Here is a 21,019-nt window from a genome sequence, read left to right on the forward strand (position 1 = left end):
TATCGGTTTTATACGGTTAGACGGCGTGTTTAAGTTGGTATATTGGCTAATTCAAGGTACAATCTGCGCAATTTTTTTAATGAAGACCTAACTATGCAAGAAAAAGATCTCTCTACATTTAAAACGTTTAAGCGTTTGTTTCCGACTATTCGACCGTATAAATTGGGATTGATTGCCGGAGCTATCGCGCTTGTATTAAATGCCTTAGTCGATTCAAGTTTGATTTATTTACTGAAGCCGTTGCTGGATGACGGTTTCGGTAAGGCGGATAACAGCTTTTTAAAATTGATGGCGGTATTGGTCGTCGTCTTTATTTTAATTAGAGGGATCACCAACTATATTGCCAGTTATAGCCTCGCATGGGTATCGGGCAATGTGGTAATGACATTGCGCCGTAATATTTTTCAGCACTTAATGTATATGCCGGTCAGTTATTTCGATAAAAATCCGACCGGTCGTTTGCTCTCCCGTGTAACTTATGATACGGAAATGGTGGCGACTTCTTCATCTCACGCCTTGGTTACGATTGTGCGAGAAGGCGCATATTTGATTTCCTTATTTGTGGTAATGATTTATACCAGTTGGCAGCTATCATTGATTTTATTTGTGATGGCACCGATTATCGGTGTCTTAATCGGCATCGTTTCAAAGCGTTTTCGTACGTTAAGTCGTAATATTCAAAGTTCGATGGGCGAATTGACCGTCACTACCGAACAAATGCTTAAAGGGCATAAAGTCGTGCTTTCTTTCGGCGGACAAAAAGTCGAGAAAGATCGTTTTGATCGCGTCAGTAACTATATGCGTCGTAAAGGGATGAAAATCGTTTCGGCGGACGGTATTTCGGACGGTGCGGTACAATTAATCGCTTCGTTCGCATTATCGGTGGTACTTTATGTGGCTACCTTTCCGGAAGTGATGAGTGAAAATTTAACCGCCGGTTCGTTTACCGTGGTGTTTTCGTCAATGATGGCAATGCTCCGTCCGTTAAAATCGCTTACAAACGTGAACTCGCAATTTCAACGCGGTATGGCGGCCTGCCAAACGTTATTTGAATTTTTAGATCTTGAAACCGAAAAAGACAGTGGAAAACGTGAAGTCGAGCGAGCTAAAGGCGATGTTGTGTTTAATCATGTCTCATTTAGCTATGACGGAAAAGATGAACGAGCTTTAAGTAATATTTCCTTTAATATTCCACAAGGTAAAACCGTTGCGTTAGTCGGTCGTTCTGGTTCGGGTAAATCCACAATTGCGAATTTGCTCACCCGTTTTTATGATATTGATCAAGGCGAGATTTTATTAGACGGCGTTAATATTAACGATTACACCTTGGCAAATCTTCGTAAGCAATGTTCCGTCGTTTCACAGCAGGTGCATTTATTTAATGATTCGATAGCCAATAACATTGCTTATGCCGCTACGGATAAATATAGCCGAGAACAAATTGTAGAAGCGGCGAGAGCGGCTCATGCGTTAGAGTTTATTGAGAAACTGGAACACGGTTTTGATACTGTTATCGGTGAAAACGGTGCTAGCTTATCCGGCGGTCAGCGTCAGCGTTTAGCCATTGCGCGTGCGTTATTACGTAATTCGCCGGTGTTAGTCTTGGACGAAGCGACATCCGCCTTGGATACCGAATCCGAGCGAGCGATTCAATCGGCATTAGAGGAGTTGCAAAAAGATAAGACGGTACTGGTGATCGCCCATCGTTTATCGACGATTGAAAAAGCGGATGAGATTCTCGTTGTAGATCACGGAGAAATCATTGAAAGAGGATCGCATAACGAGTTACTGGCTAAAAACGGTGCCTATAAACAATTGCATAGTTTGCAATTCGGGCAATAATTTTATTTGACGGCTATTTTATTGCAGGCACCGATAAGGTGCCTTTTTCTTTGAAGACAAGCGGTCGGATTTCCGTTAAACTTTGCAAAGTTTTTAGACATTCAGACCGCTTGTAAAGCAGGAAATCTATGAAAAAATTCACTAAAATTCTCTCTCTTTCAACCTTACTTTTCCTTGCCGGCTGCCAATCGGTATTAAACGAACCGACCGAAGTGCAACAACCCGTCGTACAAATTCCGCATAATGACGCGCAATGGCAACAACATCTGCAACAGTTGGCAAAAATCCAAAGTTATTCGGCTAAAGGACAAATCGGTTATATTTCTCCGGAAGAACGTTTTTCTTCTCACTTCGATTGGCAATATCGTACACCGACCAATTTCGGTTTGGAACTTTCGTCCAATTTATCCAGTAAATCATTAAAATTACAGCGTAATGCTCGGGGCTTAACCATTTCGGACAGCGAAGGAAATTCTCGTTCCGATCGTGATATGGACAGTTTGATGAAAGAAATTATCGGCGTCGCCTTCCCGATAGATCAATTCGCTTATTGGCTGAAAGGTCAGCCGGAAAAAGACGGTAATTATATCGTAAACGACAAACGCCAACTTTCACAATTTAACTATCACATCAATGGCGAAGTGTGGAAAGCGAGTTATGTACAATATCATGAAGATCGCCAGCCGAATTTGCCGAAATTAATCGTGTTGGAAAACGGATCTCAGACATTAAAAATTCGCGTGGATCAATGGGCGTTTTAGGCGGTAAAAATGGCGGAAAAAATTGTTTTACCTAGTCCGGCTAAGTTAAACCTATTTCTTTATATCACCAATAAACGGGCGGACGGTTACCACGAATTACAGACCTTATTTCAGTTTTTAGATTTCGGCGACGAAATTTCGCTTGAAGTGAATGAAAGCGGTGAAATTGAATTGTTAAATGAAATTGATGGAGTAACCAAGGAACAAAACCTGATTTATCGTGCGGCAAAATTATTGCAAAATCATACCGCTTGTACAAAAGGAGCGAAAATCGGTGTAACTAAACGTTTACCGATGGGCGGCGGTGTAGGCGGCGGTTCATCGAATGCGGCGACCGTATTGGTCGGATTGAATCATTTCTGGCAAACCGGTTTAAGTTTGGAACAGCTCGCCGAATTAGGACTAAGTTTGGGGGCGGACGTACCTATTTTTGTTCGAGGTTTTGCCGCTTTTGCCGAAGGTGTCGGCGAAAAATTAGTGGCTTGCCAACCGCGAGAGTCGTGGTATGTGGTATTTAAACCGAACGTTTCCATTTCGACCGCTGCGGTTTTTCAAGATCCGAATTTGCCGAGAAATACGCCGAAAAGAACATTAAGCCGACTTTTATCGGAAGAATGGACAAACGATTGCGAAAAAGTTGTGCGAGATCATTATTTCGAGGTTGAAGATCTTATTGCAGAATTGTTACAATATGCAACGTTTCGGCTGACAGGCACAGGAGCCTGTATTTTCGCCGAATTTGAGAGTGAAGCGGAAGCAAAAGCCGTTTTTGCACATAAACCGCACAATATTTTCGGTTTTATTGCAAAAGGACAAAATCGCTCTCCTTTACATCAAATGCTCAATTTAACCACTTTCCCACAATAGGATTCATTCCAATGCCAGATATTAAATTGTTTGCAGGTAATGCAACGCCTGAACTTGCAAAACGTATTGCAGAACGTCTTTATACATCTCTCGGAGATGCAACCGTCGGTCGTTTTAGTGACGGTGAGATCCAAGTTCAAATTAATGAAAATGTACGTGGCGGCGATATTTTTATCGTGCAATCGACTTGCGCGCCGACAAATGATAACCTGATGGAATTAATTGTAATGGTCGATGCGCTACGTCGTGCGTCAGCCGGTCGTATTACCGCAGTTATTCCTTATTTCGGTTATGCGCGTCAAGACCGTCGCGTACGTTCTGCACGTGTGCCGATTACGGCTAAAGTGGTAGCGGATTTCCTTTCTAGTGTGGGTGTGGATCGTGTTTTAACTTGTGATTTACACGCGGAACAAATACAAGGTTTCTTTGACGTACCGGTAGATAACGTATTCGGTTCACCGGTATTAATTGACGATATTTTGAAAAAATCGGATTTAGTGAATCCTATCGTCGTTTCTCCGGATATCGGCGGTGTGGTGCGCGCTCGTGCGGTAGCCAAATTATTAAACGATACGGATATGGCGATTATCGATAAACGTCGCCCGAAAGCGAACGTATCGCAAGTGATGCATATTATCGGTGATGTAACCGACCGCGATTGTATCTTAGTGGACGATATGATTGATACCGGCGGTACATTGGTTAAAGCGGCGGAAGCGTTAAAAGAACGTGGTGCGCGTCGCGTATTCGCTTATGCAACGCATGCGGTATTCTCCGGTACGGCGGCAAGTAATTTAGCGAATCCGGCATTGGACGAAGTGGTGGTAACCGATACCATTCCGTTATCCGATGAGATTAAAGCGTTAAATAAAGTTCGCGTACTCACGTTATCAAGCATGTTAGCGGAAGCGATTCGTCGTATCAGTAACGAAGAATCCATCTCCGCAATGTTCGATGCATAATATCCAGTAAGGGCGGGTTTGATACCCGCCCTTAATTTATCCGTTTCTTTCTAACTATATCCAAGAGTTCATCATGTATTCTCTGATTCGTAAATGTCTTTTTTCAATGGATGCCGAAACCGCACATAACTTTTCTATTCAAGCACTTAAATTAGCCGGAAAACTGCCGATTAATGTTTTGCCTATGCCGTTAAATCCCGTAGAAGTTATGGGGTTACAATTTAAAAATCCGATCGGTTTGGCTGCCGGCGCGGATAAAAACGGTGAAGCGATAGACGGTTTCGGAAAGTTGGGATTCGGATTTATTGAAGTCGGTACGGTAACGCCGGTTGCACAAGACGGTAATCCTAAGCCGCGCCAGTTCCGTATTTTAGAAGCGGAAGGCATTATTAACCGTAACGGTTTTAATAATTTAGGTGTGGACGTATTGGTCGAAAATGTTAAGAAAGCAAAATATGACGGCATTATCGGCATTAATATCGGTAAAAATGCGGTCACACCGATAGAACGTGCATTAGACGATTATCAAATTTGTTTACGTAAAGTATATGAACATGCGGATTATATTACGGTTAATATTTCTTCACCGAATACTAAAAATTTACGCACTTTGCAGTATGGCGAAGCGTTAGATGATCTGTTACGCTCGTTGAAAAGCGAGCAGGAAAGTCTGTCGCAAAAATTTAACCGATATAAACCGCTTGTCTTAAAAATCGCACCGGATTTAACCGATGAAGAAATCGCTTCGGTAGCGGATAGTTTGATTCGTCATAAAATTGACGGCGTGATTGCAGGAAATACGACTCTTTCCCGAGATCCGGTAGTCGGATTAAAAAACGCCGAGCAACAAGGCGGTTTAAGCGGTAAACCGTTGAATACGTTAAGTACGCGTTTGATTAGTACGTTAGCGAAAGAGTTAAACGGTGCCTTACCGATTATCGGTAGCGGCGGCATTCACTCCGTGGCGTCCGGTCAGGAAAAGATTGATGCGGGCGCGAGTTTGTTACAAGTTTACTCGGCAATGATTTATCAGGGACCGGCGTTAATTCAAAATCTCGCAAAGCATATTCAAGTGCGTTAATAGTAAGCGGTTAAATATTTAATCGTTTTTGTGAAATGAAATTGCTTGTTTAATAGACTATTCCTTTGTTATTGACTAAAGTCAAAAAAATGGACAAAACAGAGCAATTTTGTTATCTTGTGTTACAAATTTATCTACAAATTTTAAACATTTTTGATAAGTAAGTAAAAGGTGTTTAAAATCAATGAGATAGTAGTAAGATATTCGGTTGGCTAGGTTGTAAGTTTTACATTTTGGTAAACTTTCCGTATGTTTTATGTCATGCTTGCCAATGGGACATCTATAATTTCATCAATCGATAAGTTTAAGATACTTAGCTTATCATTCATCATTAAATCAAAATAAGGAAAACCTATGTCAGAGATCGAAAGAGACGTAGATCCATTCGAAACCAAAGAATGGTTAGAGTCATTAGATTCTTTAATCCGTGTAGAAGGTGTTGAGCGCGCTCAATATATTATTGACCAATTATTAGATCAAGCTCGTACGGAAGGCGTACCTGTTCAATCAGGCGTTACAACTGCATATGTGAATACTATCCCTGTAAGCGCACAACCTGCATATCCCGGCGATCATAAAATTGAACGTCGTATCCGTTCTGCAGTACGTTGGAATGCTATTGCAATGGTTTTACGTAGCCAGAAGAAAGATCTCGACTTAGGTGGTCATATTTCTACTTTCCAATCAGCGGCAACGATGTATGAAGTGTGCTATAACCACTTCTTCAAAGCGGCGACTGAAAAAAACGGCGGCGACTTAGTATTTTTCCAAGGTCACGCCGCGCCGGGTATGTATGCTCGTGCTTATGTTGAAGGTCGTTTAACGGAAGAGCAATTAGATAACTTCCGTCAAGAAGCGTTTACCGACGGTTTATCTTCATATCCTCACCCGAAATTAATGCCCGAATTTTGGCAATTCTCAACCGTATCAATGGGTTTAGGTCCCGTTAATGCGATTTACCAAGCGCGTTTCTTAAAATATCTTGAAAACCGCGGTTTAAAAGATACCGCTGATCAAAAAGTATATGCGTTCTTAGGCGACGGCGAGATGGATGAAATCGAGTCTAAAGGTGCATTAACTTTCGCAGCGCGTGAAAAATTAGATAACTTAATTTTCACAGTAAGCTGTAACTTACAACGTTTAGACGGTCCGGTAAACGGTAACGGTAAAATCATTCAAGAATTAGAAGGTTTATTTACCGGTGCGGGCTGGGAAGTAATTAAAGTATTATGGGGCGGTAACTGGGATAAATTATTCGCAAAAGATACCTCTGGTAAATTAGCGCAATTAATGATGGAAGTGGTTGATGGCGACTACTTAACCTTCAAATCGAAAGATGGTGCTTATATCCGTGAACACTTCTTCGGTCGTTACCCTGAAACAGCCGCATTAGTTGCGGATATGACCGATGATGAGATTTGGGATCTTCGCCGTGGTGCGCACGACAGTGAAAAACTTTATGCCGCATATGCGAAAGCACAAAAATCAGACAAACCAGTTGTGATTTTAGCGCACCAAGTTAAAGGTTATAAAATTCCTGAAGCGGAAAGTAAAAATACCGCTCACCAATCGAAAAAAATGTCATTAGAAAGCTTAAAAGGCTTCCGTGACTACTTCGAATTACCATTGACGGATGAACAAGTAGAAAGCTTAGAGTACATCAAGTTTGCCGAAGGTTCTGAAGAATACAACTACATTCACGGTCACCGTAAAGCATTAAACGGTTATGTGCCGGCTCGTCGTGCCAAATTCGACGTAGAGTATAAAGTCCCTGCATTAGATGAATTTAAAGCATTACTTGCAGAACAACCACGTGGTATTTCAACCACAATGGCGTTTACACGTGCATTAAATATCTTATTAAAAGATAAAAATATCGGTAAAACTATCGTTCCGATGATCGTGGACGAAGCGCGTACATTCGGTATGGAAGGTTTATTCCGTCAAGTGGGTATTTACAACCCGCACGGTCAAAACTATACCCCTTCAGACCGTGATTTAGTGGCTTACTACCGTGAAGCGAAAGACGGTCAAGTATTACAAGAAGGTATCAACGAATTAGGTGGTGCGGCATCTTGGGTGGCTGCGGCGACTTCTTACTCCGTAAGTAACCAACCGATGATCCCGTTCTTCATCTATTACTCAATGTTCGGTTTCCAACGTGTGGGCGATATGATGTGGTTGGCAGGTGACCAATTAGCGCGCGGTTTCATGGTCGGCGGTACTTCAGGTCGTACAACCTTAAACGGTGAAGGCTTACAACACGAAGACGGTCACAGCCATATCCAAGCGGGTATTATTCCTAACTGTGTAACTTATGACCCATCATTTGCGTTTGAAGTAGCGGTAATTATGCAAGACGGTATTAACCGTATGTATGGTGAAAAACAAGAAAATGTTTTCTACTATATGACAACATTAAACGAAGTAATGGATCAGCCTGCAATGCCTGAAGGTGCAGAAGAGGGTATCCGTAAAGGTTTATATAAATTTGAAACGGTTAAAGGTAAAGGTAAAGGTCACGTTCAGTTATTAGGCTCAGGTTCTATTATGCGTCACGTTCGTGAAGCAGCACAGATCCTTGCGAATGACTACGGCGTAACTTCAGATGTATTCTCAGCTCCGTCATTTAACGAGCTAGCTCGTGAAGGTAACGATGCAGTACGTTGGAACTTATTACACCCGACAGCAGAACAACGCATTCCTTATGTAGCGCAAGTATTAGCGGACTTACCGACAGTCGCTTCAACCGACTATGTAAAACAATATGCGGATCAAATTCGTGCATTCGTACCAAGCAAACACTATCACGTGTTAGGTACGGACGGTTTCGGTCGTTCGGACAGCCGTGCGAACTTACGTGAGCATTTCGAAGTAGATGCGCGTTATGTTGTTGTTGCAGCATTATCACAATTAGCGAAAGAAGGCACGGTAGAAACGAAAGTTGTTGCTGATGCAATCGCTAAATTCGGCTTAAACGTAGATCGTATTAACCCGTTATACGCATAAGAAAATAGCATTCTCCCCCTTATGGGGGAGAATAATTTATCAAATGAAGGATTACCAAAATGTCAAAACAAATTAATGTGCCAGACATCGGTTCGGATGGAGTTAGCGTAACCGAAGTCATGGTAAAAGCAGGCGATACAATTATTGTTGATCAATCGATTATTAATGTAGAAGGCGACAAAGCTTCAATGGAAGTTCCGGCGCCGGAAGCAGGTGTTGTTAAAGAAGTTTTAGTAAAAGTCGGCGATAAAGTTACAACCGGTTCACCAATGCTAGTATTAGAAGCGGCGGAATCTGCGCCGGCTCTGGTAGCGGAAGCGCCTGTACAAGCCGTAGCGCCTGTGGCAACAGCATCAGCGGTTGTTGAAGTGAACGTACCGGATATCGGTTCGGACGAAGTAAACGTAACCGAAATTATGGTTAAAGTTGGTGATTCGGTTGAAGTTGATCAATCAATCATTAATGTAGAAGGTGATAAAGCTTCAATGGAAGTTCCGGCACCTATCGCAGGCGTTGTAAAAGAAATTTTAATCAATGTAGGCGATAAAGTAACAACCGGCAAATTAATTATGAAATTTGAAACAGCTTCAGCAGCGCCAGCTGCAGCGGAAGCTCCGGCACAAGCTGCCGCACCGGTTGCAACAGCTTCAGCAATCAAAGAAGTAAATGTACCGGATATCGGCGGTGACGAAGTAAACGTAACCGAAATCATGGTAAACGTTGGCGATACGGTATCAGAAGAGCAATCTTTAATTACCGTTGAAGGCGACAAAGCTTCAATGGAAGTTCCGGCTCCGTTTGCAGGTGTGGTAAAAGAAATTTTAGTAAAATCGGGCGATAAAGTTTCAACCGGTTCATTAATTATGAAATTTGAAGTAGCAGGTGCGGCACCGGCAGCAGCTCCTGCTCCTGCAGCACAAGCAGCTCCGCCAGCACCAGCGGCACAACCGGCAGCGCAACCAGCTCAAAGCGGTAACGTTTCAGGTCTAAGTCAAGACGTGGTGGCAGCGGCAGGTGCTTATGCACACGCAACACCGGTAATTCGTCGTTTAGCGCGTGAATTCGGTGTGAACTTAGATAAAGTGAAAGGTTCTGGTCGTAAAGGTCGTATCGTTAAAGAAGATATCCAAGCATACGTTAAAACGGCAGTTCAAGTATTTGAAAAACAAGGCGGAACGGCAGCGGCTGCAACAGGTGCGGCGAATGGCGCAGGTTTAGGTTTATTACCATGGCCGAAAGTGGACTTCAGCAAATTCGGTGAAGTTGAAGAAGTAGAATTAAGCCGTATCAATAAGATTTCAGGTGCGAACTTACACCGTAACTGGGTAATGATTCCTCACGTTACACATTTCGACCGTACGGATATCACAGATTTAGAAGCATTCCGTAAAGAACAAAATAAACTTGCGGAAAAACAAAAATTAGATGTGAAGATCACACCGGTTGTATTCATTATGAAAGCGGTTGCGAAAGCGTTAGAAGCGTTCCCACGTTTCAACAGTTCAATCTCTGAAGATGCACAACGTTTAACCTTGAAAAAATACATCAATATCGGCGTGGCGGTAGATACTCCGAACGGCTTAGTTGTTCCTGTATTTAAAAACGTGAACAAAAAAGGTATTGTCGAGCTTTCTCGCGAGTTAATGGAAGTATCGAAGAAAGCGCGTGACGGTAAATTAACCGCATCGGATATGCAAGGCGGATGTTTCACGATTTCAAGTATCGGCGGTTTAGGTACAACACACTTCACTCCAATCGTGAATGCGCCGGAAGTTGCAATTTTAGGCGTATCTAAGTCTGAAATGGCACCGGTATGGAACGGTAAAGAATTCGAACCGCGCTTAATGCTTCCATTAGCGTTATCATTCGACCACCGTGTAATCGACGGTGCTGACGGTGCAAGATTCTTAACCTACATCAATGGTGTATTAGCGGACATCCGTCGCTTAGTTATGTAATAGGTAAGCGGTTGAATTTACAAAAAATGTTGTAAAATCGACCGCTTGTATCGTAGGGGGCGCAGTACTTGTGCCCCTACAACAAAGGAATAAATATGAGCAAAGAAATCAAAACGCAAGTCGTGGTACTTGGTGCGGGTCCTGCCGGTTATTCGGCGGCATTCCGTTGTGCCGACTTAGGCTTAGAAACCGTAATTGTCGAACGTTATTCAACTTTGGGCGGTGTGTGCTTAAACGTGGGTTGTATTCCGTCTAAAGCATTATTACACGTTGCAAAAGTTATCGAAGAAGCAAAACACGCAGAGAAAAACGGTATTACCTTCGGTGAGCCCAACATTGATTTAGATAAAGTGCGTGCGGGTAAAGAAGCGGTTGTTTCTAAATTAACCGGCGGTTTAGCGGGTATGGCTAAAGCACGTAAAGTAACAGTAGTGGAAGGTTTAGCGGCGTTTACCGATCCGAATACTTTAGTAGCTCGTGACCGTGACGGTAATCCGACAACGATTAAATTTGATAATGCAATTATTGCAGCCGGTTCTCGTCCGATTCAGCTTCCATTCATTCCACACGAAGATCCGCGTGTGTGGGATTCTACGGATGCACTTAAATTAAAAGAAGTACCGAAAAAATTACTCATTATGGGCGGTGGTATCATCGGTTTAGAAATGGGTACCGTGTATAACGCTTTAGGTTCGGAAGTTGAGGTGGTTGAGATGTTTGACCAAGTGATTCCTGCAGCAGATAAAGATGTTGTAGCTATCTACACCAAACAAATCGAGAAAAAATTCAAGTTAATGCTTGAAACTAAAGTAACTGCGGTTGAGGCGAAAGATGACGGTATCTATGTTTCAATGGAAGGTAAAGCATGTAACGATACTAAACGTTACGATGCGGTATTAGTCGCTATCGGTCGTGTACCGAACGGTAAATTAATCGATGCGGGTAAAGCGGGCGTGAATGTTGATGATCGCGGTTTCATCGCAGTGGATAAACAAATGCGTACTAACGTACCGCATATCTTCGCTATCGGTGATATCGTCGGTCAGCCGATGTTAGCACACAAAGGTGTTCACGAAGGTCACGTAGCGGCAGAAGTGATTGCCGGTCAAAAACACTATTTTGATCCTAAAGTGATTCCTTCAATCGCTTATACAGAGCCGGAAGTTGCTTGGGTAGGTAAAACAGAGAAAGAGTGTAAGCAAGAAGGCTTAAACTACGAAGTGGCTAAATTCCCTTGGGCTGCATCAGGTCGTGCGATCGCTTCCGAATGTTCGGAAGGTATGACTAAACTTATCTTCGATAAAGATACTCACCGTTTACTTGGCGGTGCAATCGTAGGTAGCAACGGCGGTGAATTATTAGGTGAAATCGGTCTTGCAATCGAAATGGGTTGCGATGCGGAAGATATCGCTTTAACTATCCATGCTCACCCTACATTACACGAATCGGTAGGTTTAGCTGCGGAAGTGTTTGAAGGTTCTATCACGGACTTACCAAACGCAAAAGCGAAAAAACGTTAATAGGTTAGTTTAACTTATTTATGCAAGCGGTTGAAATTTGTAAAAAAATAGCAAATTTCGACCGCTTTTTCTATTTTAGATGAGCAGATTGCTTGGCATAATTTATGCTTATAAAATCAACAGATTAGATCTATATTTATTAATTTTTCAGCATTGTGATCTTTTTTTCGGCATTTAAAATAAAATAACCAAATTAGCATTTGACATAGGTCTGAAAATCCGTAAAATGCACCTCGTTCCTTACGAACAAAGACTCAAAGCGGGAATAGCTCAGTTGGTAGAGCACGACCTTGCCAAGGTCGGGGTCGCGAGTTCGAGCCTCGTTTCCCGCTCCATTTTATCTCTTCCATACGGCGTGTTAGCAAAGCGGTTATGCACTGGATTGCAAATCCATGTAGCTCGGTTCGACTCCGGGACACGCCTCCATATCGAAAATTCAATTTTCTTACTTAATAATTTCTTTACTAAAGTTAATTAGTTTTTTGTTTCTGTCTAATCTTTACTTTCATACGTTCTCATAAAGACGGTAGTGAGTTTGCGAGTAAAGCAAATTGTAATATTTTATTCCGTGCTATTAGCAACAAAGTTAGAAAGTGTTTCATGTAATTGTTTGGCAAGGCTATATTGCTCGGTAACAACATTCCAGATAGCATCTTGAGAGAGTACGCTGTAATTGCCATTCGTTTCGAGTTGAATGTTATCTGCGTTATCGTAAAGTTCCAACCATAACGGACTGTGATAAAACTGGTTGAGTTGCTGAATCAGTTGATAGGATTCTTGCCATTGGCTAAGACTCTTTTCCAATTCAGGTAGGAGTTCGACTAGCTTCCCGTAATTATCTTGCATTTGTTGAATATGTTCTTGCATAACTAAGCATTTCCTTCTTATTGTGATGAGCTAATAAAAAAGCTAAGCATATTGCTTAGCTTTTTTTGACTTGTGGTTTTATTTAAAAATAACGTCTTCTTTAGGATCAAATTTACTTGCGTCGATGACTTTATTTTCTTCAAAATATTTTTTCAACATTTCGGCATCAATAAAACCGGTATTGACGTAGCTAGGATGCTTTTTCATTACGGGATAACCGTCGCCACCGGCAGTGAGGTAGTCAGGAATTGATACTTTATACGTTTTATTCGGGTCAAAGACTTTACCCGCAATTTTAATCTCGGAGATTGCTTTTGCCGCACGATCCACTTTCATAGAAATACCGGCAAATTGCGGATAAGCACCGGTATCGACTTCTTTTAATGCAATAGCGGTTAAGAAATCCAGTAACTCTTGACCTTTAAGATCTACGGTAGAAATCATATTACCGAAAGGCTGAACGGTTAATAACGTTTTATAAGTCACTTTACCTTCTTCAATCGAAGCGCGTACACCGCCCGAGTTCATAATACCGATATCCGCTTTGACACGCTCTTTTTGCGATTGAGCGATTAAGCGGCCTAAGTTTGTTTGGAAGAAACGTACGTGTTCACGTTTTCCGTCTAATAAACCTTTTACTTCACCGACTTCGACACCTAATAATTTATCGCCTTCGTCTTGATATTTTTTCAAGTGATCAAAGAGAGCTTGATCCGCTTTAATCTCCGGCTGGTAAAGCTGATATTCTTTTTTACCGTCTTCTTTTTTGATGGTTTTTTTCAAATTAATCGGAATAAGCTCGTATTTAACCAGTGTCGTTTTACCGTTTTTAAATTCGAAATCGGCGCGGCCGACATATTTACCCCATTCACCGGCTTGCATAATCCAAGTTCCGTTTTGGAAATCCGGTTTGCAGCTTTCACCCGGTGTGAATTTCGCTTTAAATTGGCCTTTATCGTCAAAACACACGGTATCGTGCGTATGCCCGCCGATAATGACATCAAACGCGCCTTTATCCAGCGTTCTCGCCATTGTTACGTCACCGGGTGCATTCGTACCGTGTTTACCGTCTAAATACCAGCCCATATGAGTTAGTGCGATACGAATATCCGGCTTTTCGGTTTGATTAATTTGAGTTAATGTTTCTTTAGCGGTTTTAATCGGATCTTTAAAGACAACGTTTTCCGTTACGTCGGGATTGCCTAATTTACCGGTATCCTCGGTCGTTAGTCCGACAACGGCGACTTTTAATCCTTGTTTATCAAGCATAACATAAGGTTTTACCAATTCTTTTTGCGTTTTTTTATTAATTACGTTAGCTGAAATTAACGGGAATTTCGCCCATTTTTCTTGCATACTTAGCACTTGAAGCGGGAAATCAAATTCATGATTACCTAATACCATCGCTTCATAGCCGATAGCGTTCAGACCTTCGTAATCGGGACGAGCATTTTGCATATCCGATTCCGGTACGCCGGTATTAAGATCGCCGGCATTTAAAATAATCGTAGAACCGCCTTTGGCTCCCACTTCTTTCTTAATACCGTCGATTAAGGTTTTTTGTGCCGCTAATCCGTATTCGCCTTTTTCATTCTGCCAAAAATGACCGTGAATATCATTAGTATGTAACAGAGTGAAAGAATACGTCTTATCCGCTTGATATGCGATTGCGGAAGTTGTAAAAAATAATGATGTGCAGAGAAGCGTTTTATTAAATTTCATAATAACCTCTAGTTTTGATTGATATAAAAATAGGTGGTAAATAATCCGTTTTACACTGATTATCTATCACCTATATCTCCTTAAAAAATAAGAATAAGTAGCCAAGTTATTGCAAGCAACACCATTGCCATAAAAACCGCCGCCGAACCGATATCTTTTGCCCGACCGGATAGTTCGTGGAATTCCGAGCCGATGCGATCAACCACCGATTCCACCGCACTGTTAAGCAGTTCCGCAACAAGGACTAAAAAGACCGAGCCGACAAGTAAAATTTTTTCAATAACATCGTTACCTAAAAACAAAGCAAGCGGAATTAAAATAATTGAAAGCCATACCTCTTGGCGAAATGCCGCTTCATGAATATAGGCGGCTTTCAACCCTTTAAGCGAATAACCTGCGGCACGAACAACTCGTTGAAAATTAGCTTTATTTTCCGGTTTCATTTAAATCTCTAATAGTATTATGGTTAAAATCGACGAGTATTCTACCTGAAAGGGATTAATTGAGAAAAGTTTTTATCTGATTTTTTGTGATTAACGATTTAATATGAATACTAATTGATAAAAAAATAATAAAAATATATAGGGAACTATTCCCAAAAAGGTGATTTTCCGCTAATCTGAAAACTACATATTTTGGTGGATATACGGTTTGCCGTATATCCTTTTTTAGTCTTACAAAGTGAAACATTATGAGTAATCCATCTTTATCTTCAAAACTTCTCGGGGGCAATTTAGTTTTACGCATTGCTATCGGTTTGGTATTAGGTGCTTGCCTTGCCTTAGTCAATCCGGATTGGGCAAAGAATGTCGGCGTATTAGGTCAATTCTTTGTGAAATCTTTACGTGCAATTGCACCGATTCTTGTATTCGTTTTAGTTTTATCGGCGATTGCAAATAAAGAAGTCGGTTCGGACAGTAAATTAAAACCGATTTTAGTAATGTACGTATTAGGGACGTTTGTTGCGGCATTAACCGCAGTGGTTTTAAGTTTTATGTTCCCGACTATGTTAGAACTTGTTTCAAATCCGGATAACTTGAACCCTCCGCAAGGTATCGGTGAAATTATCAAAACCGTGGTGTTCAACCTTGTTGATAACCCGTTACAAGCATTAGCAAACGCAAACTTTATCGGTATTTTAGCTTGGGCGATCGGTTTAGGTATCGCTTTACGTCATGCGGCACCAAGTACGAAAACATTCTTAAATGATTTTGCCGAAGCGGTTTCATTTGTGGTTAAAGTGGTAATCGCTTTTGCTCCGATCGGTGTATTCGGTTTAGTTGCCGAAACGATTGCGACAAACGGCGCGGATGCGTTTGTAGGATATGCACGTTTATTAGGCGTATTACTTGGCGCGATGGTAATTGTTGCATTTGTATTAAATCCGTTAATCGTATTTTGGAAAATCCGTCGCAATCCGTATCCTTTAACATTAACTTGTTTACGTGAAAGCGGTGTAACGGCATTCTTTACTCGCAGCTCTGCGGCAAATATTCCGGTAAATATGAACCTTGCTAAACGTTTAGGCGTACGTGATGAAATCGCATCGGTTGCCATTCCGCTTGGTGCGACTATCAATATGGCGGGTGCGGCGATTACCGTAACGGTATTAACTTTAGCGGCGGCTTATACGCAAGGTATTCAACCTGATTTCGCTACCGCATTATTATTAAGTATCGTTGCTTCTGTTTGTGCTTGCGGTGCATCGGGTGTTGCGGGCGGTTCGTTATTACTTATTCCGTTAGCGTGTAGTTTATTTAATATTCCGAACGATATTGCGGCGCAAGTTATCGGTGTAGGCTTTATTATCGGGGTAATCCAAGACTCTGCGGAAACCGCATTGAACTCATCAACGGACGTGTTATTTACTGCGGCGGTAAGCCAAGCGGAAGATCAAAAAGCATAGTTAAAAGCGGTTTTTGCGATCAGGATCGAAGAACTGATTTCCGTTTGATACAAGCGGTCGGATTTTTAGCATACTTTACCTATTATTTGGGTATTTGCTATGAATCTTGACCGCTTTTCTATTCTTATTTGTCTCACTTTCTTACCTCTTCTTTGGCTGCCGTATCAATGGTTTGCTTTTGCTATTCTTCTTTTTCTAATTGTTGTGCTATACGGTTTATATACGCGTTGTTTAATGCTGCTGGTATTTGCGTTAGTAATGGGCGGAAGTTATTACTCCGTATGGCAGTTTGCAAAAAATGCCGAAAATCAGACCGCCGGTAAATACTACGAAAAAATTGAAATAACTCGTTTGGTTAAACAATCGAATTATCAAACGGCAATTGCTAAAAGGGAGAATAATGAACAGATTTATCTGCATTGGCAAAGTGACGTTCCTTTGGTTTTAGACGCAACTTATCAGGCGGAACTGCAGTTTCGTCCGATTTCTGCACGTGCGAATATAGGTAATTTTGATCGGCAACGTTGGTTCTTTGCTCAACATTTACAGGGAAGTGCGACTGTACGAGAAGCAAAGCGAATTGAGCAGGAGCAAAGCACATTACGTCAAGCATTCTTAACTAAGGTTCAACGACAGACCGAAACATTAGCCGCTCAAGGACTATTACTTGCTTTGGCATTCGGTGAACGAGCGTGGATTAATGATCATCATTGGCAAATATTTCAAAAGACTTCAACCGCACATTTAATAGCGATTTCCGGCTTACATATCGGTTTGGCGTTTTTATGCGGATTTTGGTGCGCTAAGGCGTTGCAATGGTGTTTATTATGTTGTAAGAGCTGGCAAGCGGTCGGATTTTACTACTTTTTTGCTCATATTATCGGAATCATTTTTGCGATAGGTTATAGTTATTTTGCCGGATTCTCCATACCGACCATACGTGCATTGACGGCGATTTGCTTCGTATTATTATGCCGATTCCTGCGCTATCACTATACGCCGTGGCAATATTGGTGGCGGGTTGTCACGGTATTGTTATTATTTGATCCGCTTACCGTTTTATCAGACAGTTTTTGGCTTTCTATTTTAGCCGTGATGAGTTTACTGATTTGGTATCAATATTTCCCGTTATCCGCTTTTTTAAGAAAGTTTGCCTATCGTAAATGGGGCAAAATCGTTCGATTTTGTCTCGGACTCATCCATTTACAATGCGGTATTTTGCTTATTTTTACCCCGGTACAATTTTTCTTTTTTGAGGGCATATCGCTTACGGCACTACCGGCAAATTTAGTGATCGTACCTTTATATAGTTTCGTATTAGTACCCTTGGTTTTAATCGGCTTATTAACCGATAACGGCTTTAATACTTGGCAATTAGCGAATAGATTAATCGGCTATAGTTTAGATTATTTAGAAACGATTTCTCAACAGTGGATTTGGTTGAGTCATCGACAACAGGCGCAATGGCTGATTATTGACTTAGCGATATTGTTTATTTTATATGGCATATTACATGCGCGAACCACATTATACTGGTATAAAAGATATGCTTTATTATTGTGTTGTCAATCCGTTTTCTATCTATTTCAATTAGATAAAGTACCGTTACAGTGGATCACTTTTGATGTCGGGCAAGGGTTAGCTCAGGCGTTTATTTATTATGATACAAGCGGTCAAAAAAAGGCGATTTTTTACGATACTGGGATTGGATGGGGAAAGCATGATAACGGCGGATCTATGGCTTCGATTGAAATACTACCTTATTTACGCCGCCATCAAATTGAAGTCGAAGCTATATTTTTAAGTCATGACGATAATGATCATTCTGGCGGGGCGGCGGATTTACTTAACGCTTATCCGAATGCAAGACTTATTTCAAGTAGTCTTCAACCTTATGCAAACGTTCAACCTGAGGCTTGTATTCAAGGAAAAAGATGGCGATTCGGTAGATTAGAGTTTGAAGCCGTTTATCCTAAAGAGCGTGTAGAAAGAGCGAAAAATGCCGATTCTTGCATCATTTTGGCAAAATTCGACCGCTTTCAAATATTATTAACCGGCGATACCGGCATTGAGCAAGAACGAAAAATCGCAGAACTATTAAATGGTATTGATTTTTTGCAGGTGGCTCATCACGGCAGTAAAACCAGTAGTAGTCATACGCTATTGGCAAAAAGCAAACCTCAATTAGCGGTAGTTTCCGTCGGACGTTGGAACCCGTGGAGAATGCCGCATCCAAAAGTGGTAGAAAGATTTGAACAGCATAAGATTCCGTTAGTGACTACGGCAAAGCAGGGAATGATCATCATTAATTTTTATCCGGACAAATGGCAATTAATCACTGCCAGAAATGATTTTTCGCCCTGGTATCAACGGCTATATGGGCGTAATTAATGAAAAAGCCACGTTATAAAACGTGGCAATCAATTACGGAAGGTCGTTTAAAGCGTTAGGGTTTTTAGTAATAAACATAGCATCGCCGTAACTAAAGAAACGATATTTTGCCTCTACCGCATGTTGATAAGCTTTCATTGTATTACGATAGCCGGCAAAAGCCGAAACTAACATAATCAATGTGGATTCTGGTAAATGGAAGTTTGTGACTAATGCATCAACGACACGAAAGGTTTTGCCCGGGTAGAGGAAAATACTGGTGTCGGAGAAAAACGGTGCGATTAATTTTCCTTCTTTTTCTGCCGCTTGCGCCGCACTTTCAATCGAACGAACCGAGGTCGTGCCGACGGCAATTACACGTTTACCTGCGGCTTTAGTCGCTAAAATTTGATCGACGACTGCTTGGTTTACTTCCGCATATTCCGCGTGCATTTTATGATCCAGAATATTATCTACGCGTACCGGTTGGAACGTACCTGCGCCGACATGCAATGTAACGAAAGCAATATTAACGCCTTTAGCTTTCAGCTTTTCCAATGTCGGATTATCAAAGTGTAAACCGGCGGTGGGAGCCGCAACCGCACCCAAAACTTTACTGTAAACGGTTTGATAGCGTTCTTGATCGGCATCTTCGTCCGGACGGTCGATATAAGGCGGTAACGGCATATGACCGGCTTGTTGGAGCAGATCAAACAAGGGTTGTTCCTCATTAAAATGTAATTTGAACAAGGCGTCATGACGAGCAGTCATGATCGCTTTAAAACCGTTACCTTCGCCTAATTTATCTTCGCCAAGTACCAGTTCCGCACCTTCTTTCGGTGCTTTTGAGGCTCGAACATGTGCTAAACAACGGTGTTCGTCTAACACTCGTTCCACTAATACTTCTAATTTACCACCGCTGGCTTTTCTGCCGTATAAACGGGCAGGGATCACGCGAGTATTATTAAAAATTAATAAATCGCCTTCATTAATCTGGTCAAGTAAATCGAAAAATTGTTTATCTTCAAAGTGACCCGTTTCACCGTTTAAATGTAACAGGCGGCTTGCCGTTCGTTCCTCTGTAGGGTAGCGGGCAATCAGTTCATCAGGCAAATCAAAATGAAAATCAGAAACTAACACGGAATATAATCCTCTAAAAATCAACTGCCCCAAAACGGGGCAGTAGGTTAATGTAACAATGCTACTATATCATTAATTGCTTTACTGAGCTTATTACGGTCATGTCGATAGGCGACTTCGTCGTCAGAAAGCATTTTTTGCAATAAGGTAATATGGTTAGGCAATCTATCGTTATTATTCGGTGTAGTGATGACCCCGTTTAAACGTTCTTGCCCGATTTGTTTTTCGATCCATTTTACACGATCCGATAAAGAAAGTGAGCCGGCCGGCCCGGATTCTTGCACAATATTATCAATAAAAATAATGTTCGCCGGACTGGATTGAATGGCTTTTGCTATCTCATCAATTAATAACGGCGGCATAATACTGGTTAGAAAACTGCCCGGGCCTAAGATAATTAATTCTGCTTGATTGATAGACTCGATCGCTTCCGGCGTAGCGGGTACTTGAGGAGTAAGCAGTAAATTACGGGGAACTTCCGTTAAAGCATCCACCGATACTTCTCCGACAATAGTTTTGCCGGAGATAAGCTGAGCGGCTAAATGTACGGGCAATTCCGACATCGGAATCAGACCGGCACGCACATGAAGCAACTCCCTGACGAGATTGATTCCTTCAAGCGGTCTAATATTCATATTTTCTAATGCTTTTAGAATCAAGTTGCCTAAATTATGACCGGCAAGCTCTCCGTTACCGCCAAAACGATACTCGAACAGGGCGGAGGCAACGGTCGGTTTAATAATAATTTGATTTAAACAATTTCGTAGATCTCCCCAAGCAATACCGCCGTGTTGGGAACGAATGCGCCCTGTCGAGCCGCCGTTATCGGTCGTAGTAACAATCCCGGTTAAACGTTCGCCTAAAAAAGTCAAAGAAGATAAAATTCTTCCTAATCCGTGTCCGCCGCCAAGTGCGACAATATGTTTAATCTCGGTAAGATTCGGATGACGGCGAGATAATTGATTTTGTTCAGACATAGAAATCCTTATTATGACTACGACGAATAACGGTAAT

General features: G+C 41.7%; 15 protein-coding genes and 2 tRNA genes. 12 read left to right on the forward strand and 5 right to left on the reverse strand.

Annotated elements, in window-relative coordinates; all coding sequences use genetic code 11:
• The first annotated feature begins 93 nt into the window (after window positions 1-93).
• The 10 genes from msbA to DY200_RS02780 all read left to right on the forward strand — a co-directional run bounded on the left by msbA (window position 94) and on the right by DY200_RS02780 (window position 12,426).
• Window positions 94-1,842, forward strand: coding sequence for a lipid A ABC transporter ATP-binding protein/permease MsbA (msbA, locus tag DY200_RS02735; protein WP_115586836.1), 1,749 nt, complete (start codon window positions 94-96; stop codon window positions 1,840-1,842).
• Window positions 1,843-1,970: 128 nt separating this feature from the next.
• A complete protein-coding gene (gene lolB / locus DY200_RS02740) occupies window positions 1,971-2,603 on the forward strand; it encodes a lipoprotein insertase outer membrane protein LolB (protein WP_115586837.1) in 633 nt (210 codons plus the stop codon).
• A 9-nt stretch (window positions 2,604-2,612) separates the two neighbouring features.
• Window positions 2,613-3,470 (forward strand): 4-(cytidine 5'-diphospho)-2-C-methyl-D-erythritol kinase, encoded by an 858-nt coding sequence (ispE, locus tag DY200_RS02745; RefSeq protein ID WP_115586838.1) that lies wholly within the window; start codon window positions 2,613-2,615, stop codon window positions 3,468-3,470.
• Window positions 3,471-3,481: 11 nt separating this feature from the next.
• The gene (locus tag DY200_RS02750; protein WP_009874888.1) at window positions 3,482-4,432 is read left to right on the forward strand and encodes a ribose-phosphate pyrophosphokinase; all 951 of its coding nucleotides are present in this window, start codon (window positions 3,482-3,484) and stop codon (window positions 4,430-4,432) included.
• 73 nt (window positions 4,433-4,505) lie between these two features.
• A complete protein-coding gene (gene pyrD, locus DY200_RS02755; RefSeq protein ID WP_115586839.1) occupies window positions 4,506-5,513 on the forward strand; it encodes a quinone-dependent dihydroorotate dehydrogenase in 1,008 nt (335 codons plus the stop codon).
• A gap of 354 nt (window positions 5,514-5,867) precedes the next feature.
• Window positions 5,868-8,522, forward strand: a complete 2,655-nt coding sequence (gene aceE / locus DY200_RS02760; RefSeq protein WP_005604333.1) for a pyruvate dehydrogenase (acetyl-transferring), homodimeric type — start codon at window positions 5,868-5,870, stop codon at window positions 8,520-8,522.
• A 59-nt stretch (window positions 8,523-8,581) separates the two neighbouring features.
• Entirely contained in the window at window positions 8,582-10,480 is a 1,899-nt protein-coding gene (gene aceF / locus DY200_RS02765) for a pyruvate dehydrogenase complex dihydrolipoyllysine-residue acetyltransferase (protein WP_115586840.1), read from the forward strand.
• A 95-nt stretch (window positions 10,481-10,575) separates the two neighbouring features.
• Window positions 10,576-12,000, forward strand: coding sequence for a dihydrolipoyl dehydrogenase (gene lpdA / locus DY200_RS02770; protein ID WP_005607699.1), 1,425 nt, complete (start codon window positions 10,576-10,578; stop codon window positions 11,998-12,000).
• Between the two features lie 259 nt (window positions 12,001-12,259).
• Window positions 12,260-12,335, forward strand: a tRNA-Gly gene (locus DY200_RS02775).
• A 17-nt stretch (window positions 12,336-12,352) separates the two neighbouring features.
• Window positions 12,353-12,426 (forward strand) — tRNA-Cys (locus tag DY200_RS02780).
• 135 nt (window positions 12,427-12,561) lie between these two features.
• On the opposite strand, the gene DY200_RS02785 is transcribed toward DY200_RS02780, so the two are convergent.
• The 3 genes from DY200_RS02785 to DY200_RS02795 form a co-directional block, all read right to left on the reverse strand.
• Window positions 12,562-12,867: a DUF4298 domain-containing protein gene (locus DY200_RS02785; protein WP_115586841.1), complete on the reverse strand. Its 306-nt coding sequence runs from the start codon at window positions 12,865-12,867 to the stop codon at window positions 12,562-12,564.
• Between the two features lie 78 nt (window positions 12,868-12,945).
• Window positions 12,946-14,589, reverse strand: a complete 1,644-nt coding sequence (ushA, locus tag DY200_RS02790; RefSeq protein WP_115586842.1) for a bifunctional UDP-sugar hydrolase/5'-nucleotidase UshA — start codon at window positions 14,587-14,589, stop codon at window positions 12,946-12,948.
• Between the two features lie 80 nt (window positions 14,590-14,669).
• Window positions 14,670-15,032, reverse strand: coding sequence for a diacylglycerol kinase (locus tag DY200_RS02795; RefSeq protein WP_005597201.1), 363 nt, complete (start codon window positions 15,030-15,032; stop codon window positions 14,670-14,672).
• Between the two features lie 248 nt (window positions 15,033-15,280).
• Between DY200_RS02795 and sstT the strand changes: the two genes are divergently transcribed.
• Both sstT and DY200_RS02805 read left to right on the forward strand, forming a co-directional pair.
• Window positions 15,281-16,495, forward strand: coding sequence for a serine/threonine transporter SstT (gene sstT / locus DY200_RS02800; protein ID WP_115586843.1), 1,215 nt, complete (start codon window positions 15,281-15,283; stop codon window positions 16,493-16,495).
• A gap of 99 nt (window positions 16,496-16,594) precedes the next feature.
• Entirely contained in the window at window positions 16,595-18,886 is a 2,292-nt protein-coding gene (locus tag DY200_RS02805) for a DNA internalization-related competence protein ComEC/Rec2 (RefSeq protein ID WP_115586844.1), read from the forward strand.
• 33 nt (window positions 18,887-18,919) lie between these two features.
• Here DY200_RS02805 and queA read toward each other — a convergent pair whose 3' ends face one another.
• Window positions 18,920-20,005, reverse strand: coding sequence for a tRNA preQ1(34) S-adenosylmethionine ribosyltransferase-isomerase QueA (queA, locus tag DY200_RS02810; protein WP_115586845.1), 1,086 nt, complete (start codon window positions 20,003-20,005; stop codon window positions 18,920-18,922).
• A gap of 47 nt (window positions 20,006-20,052) precedes the next feature.
• A complete protein-coding gene (locus tag DY200_RS02815; protein ID WP_115586846.1) occupies window positions 20,053-20,982 on the reverse strand; it encodes a gluconeogenesis factor YvcK family protein in 930 nt (309 codons plus the stop codon).
• Window positions 20,983-21,019 lie beyond the last annotated feature (37 nt).

This window comes from Actinobacillus lignieresii (assembly GCF_900444945.1).
In the GTDB taxonomy this organism is placed as follows: domain Bacteria; phylum Pseudomonadota; class Gammaproteobacteria; order Enterobacterales; family Pasteurellaceae; genus Actinobacillus; species Actinobacillus lignieresii.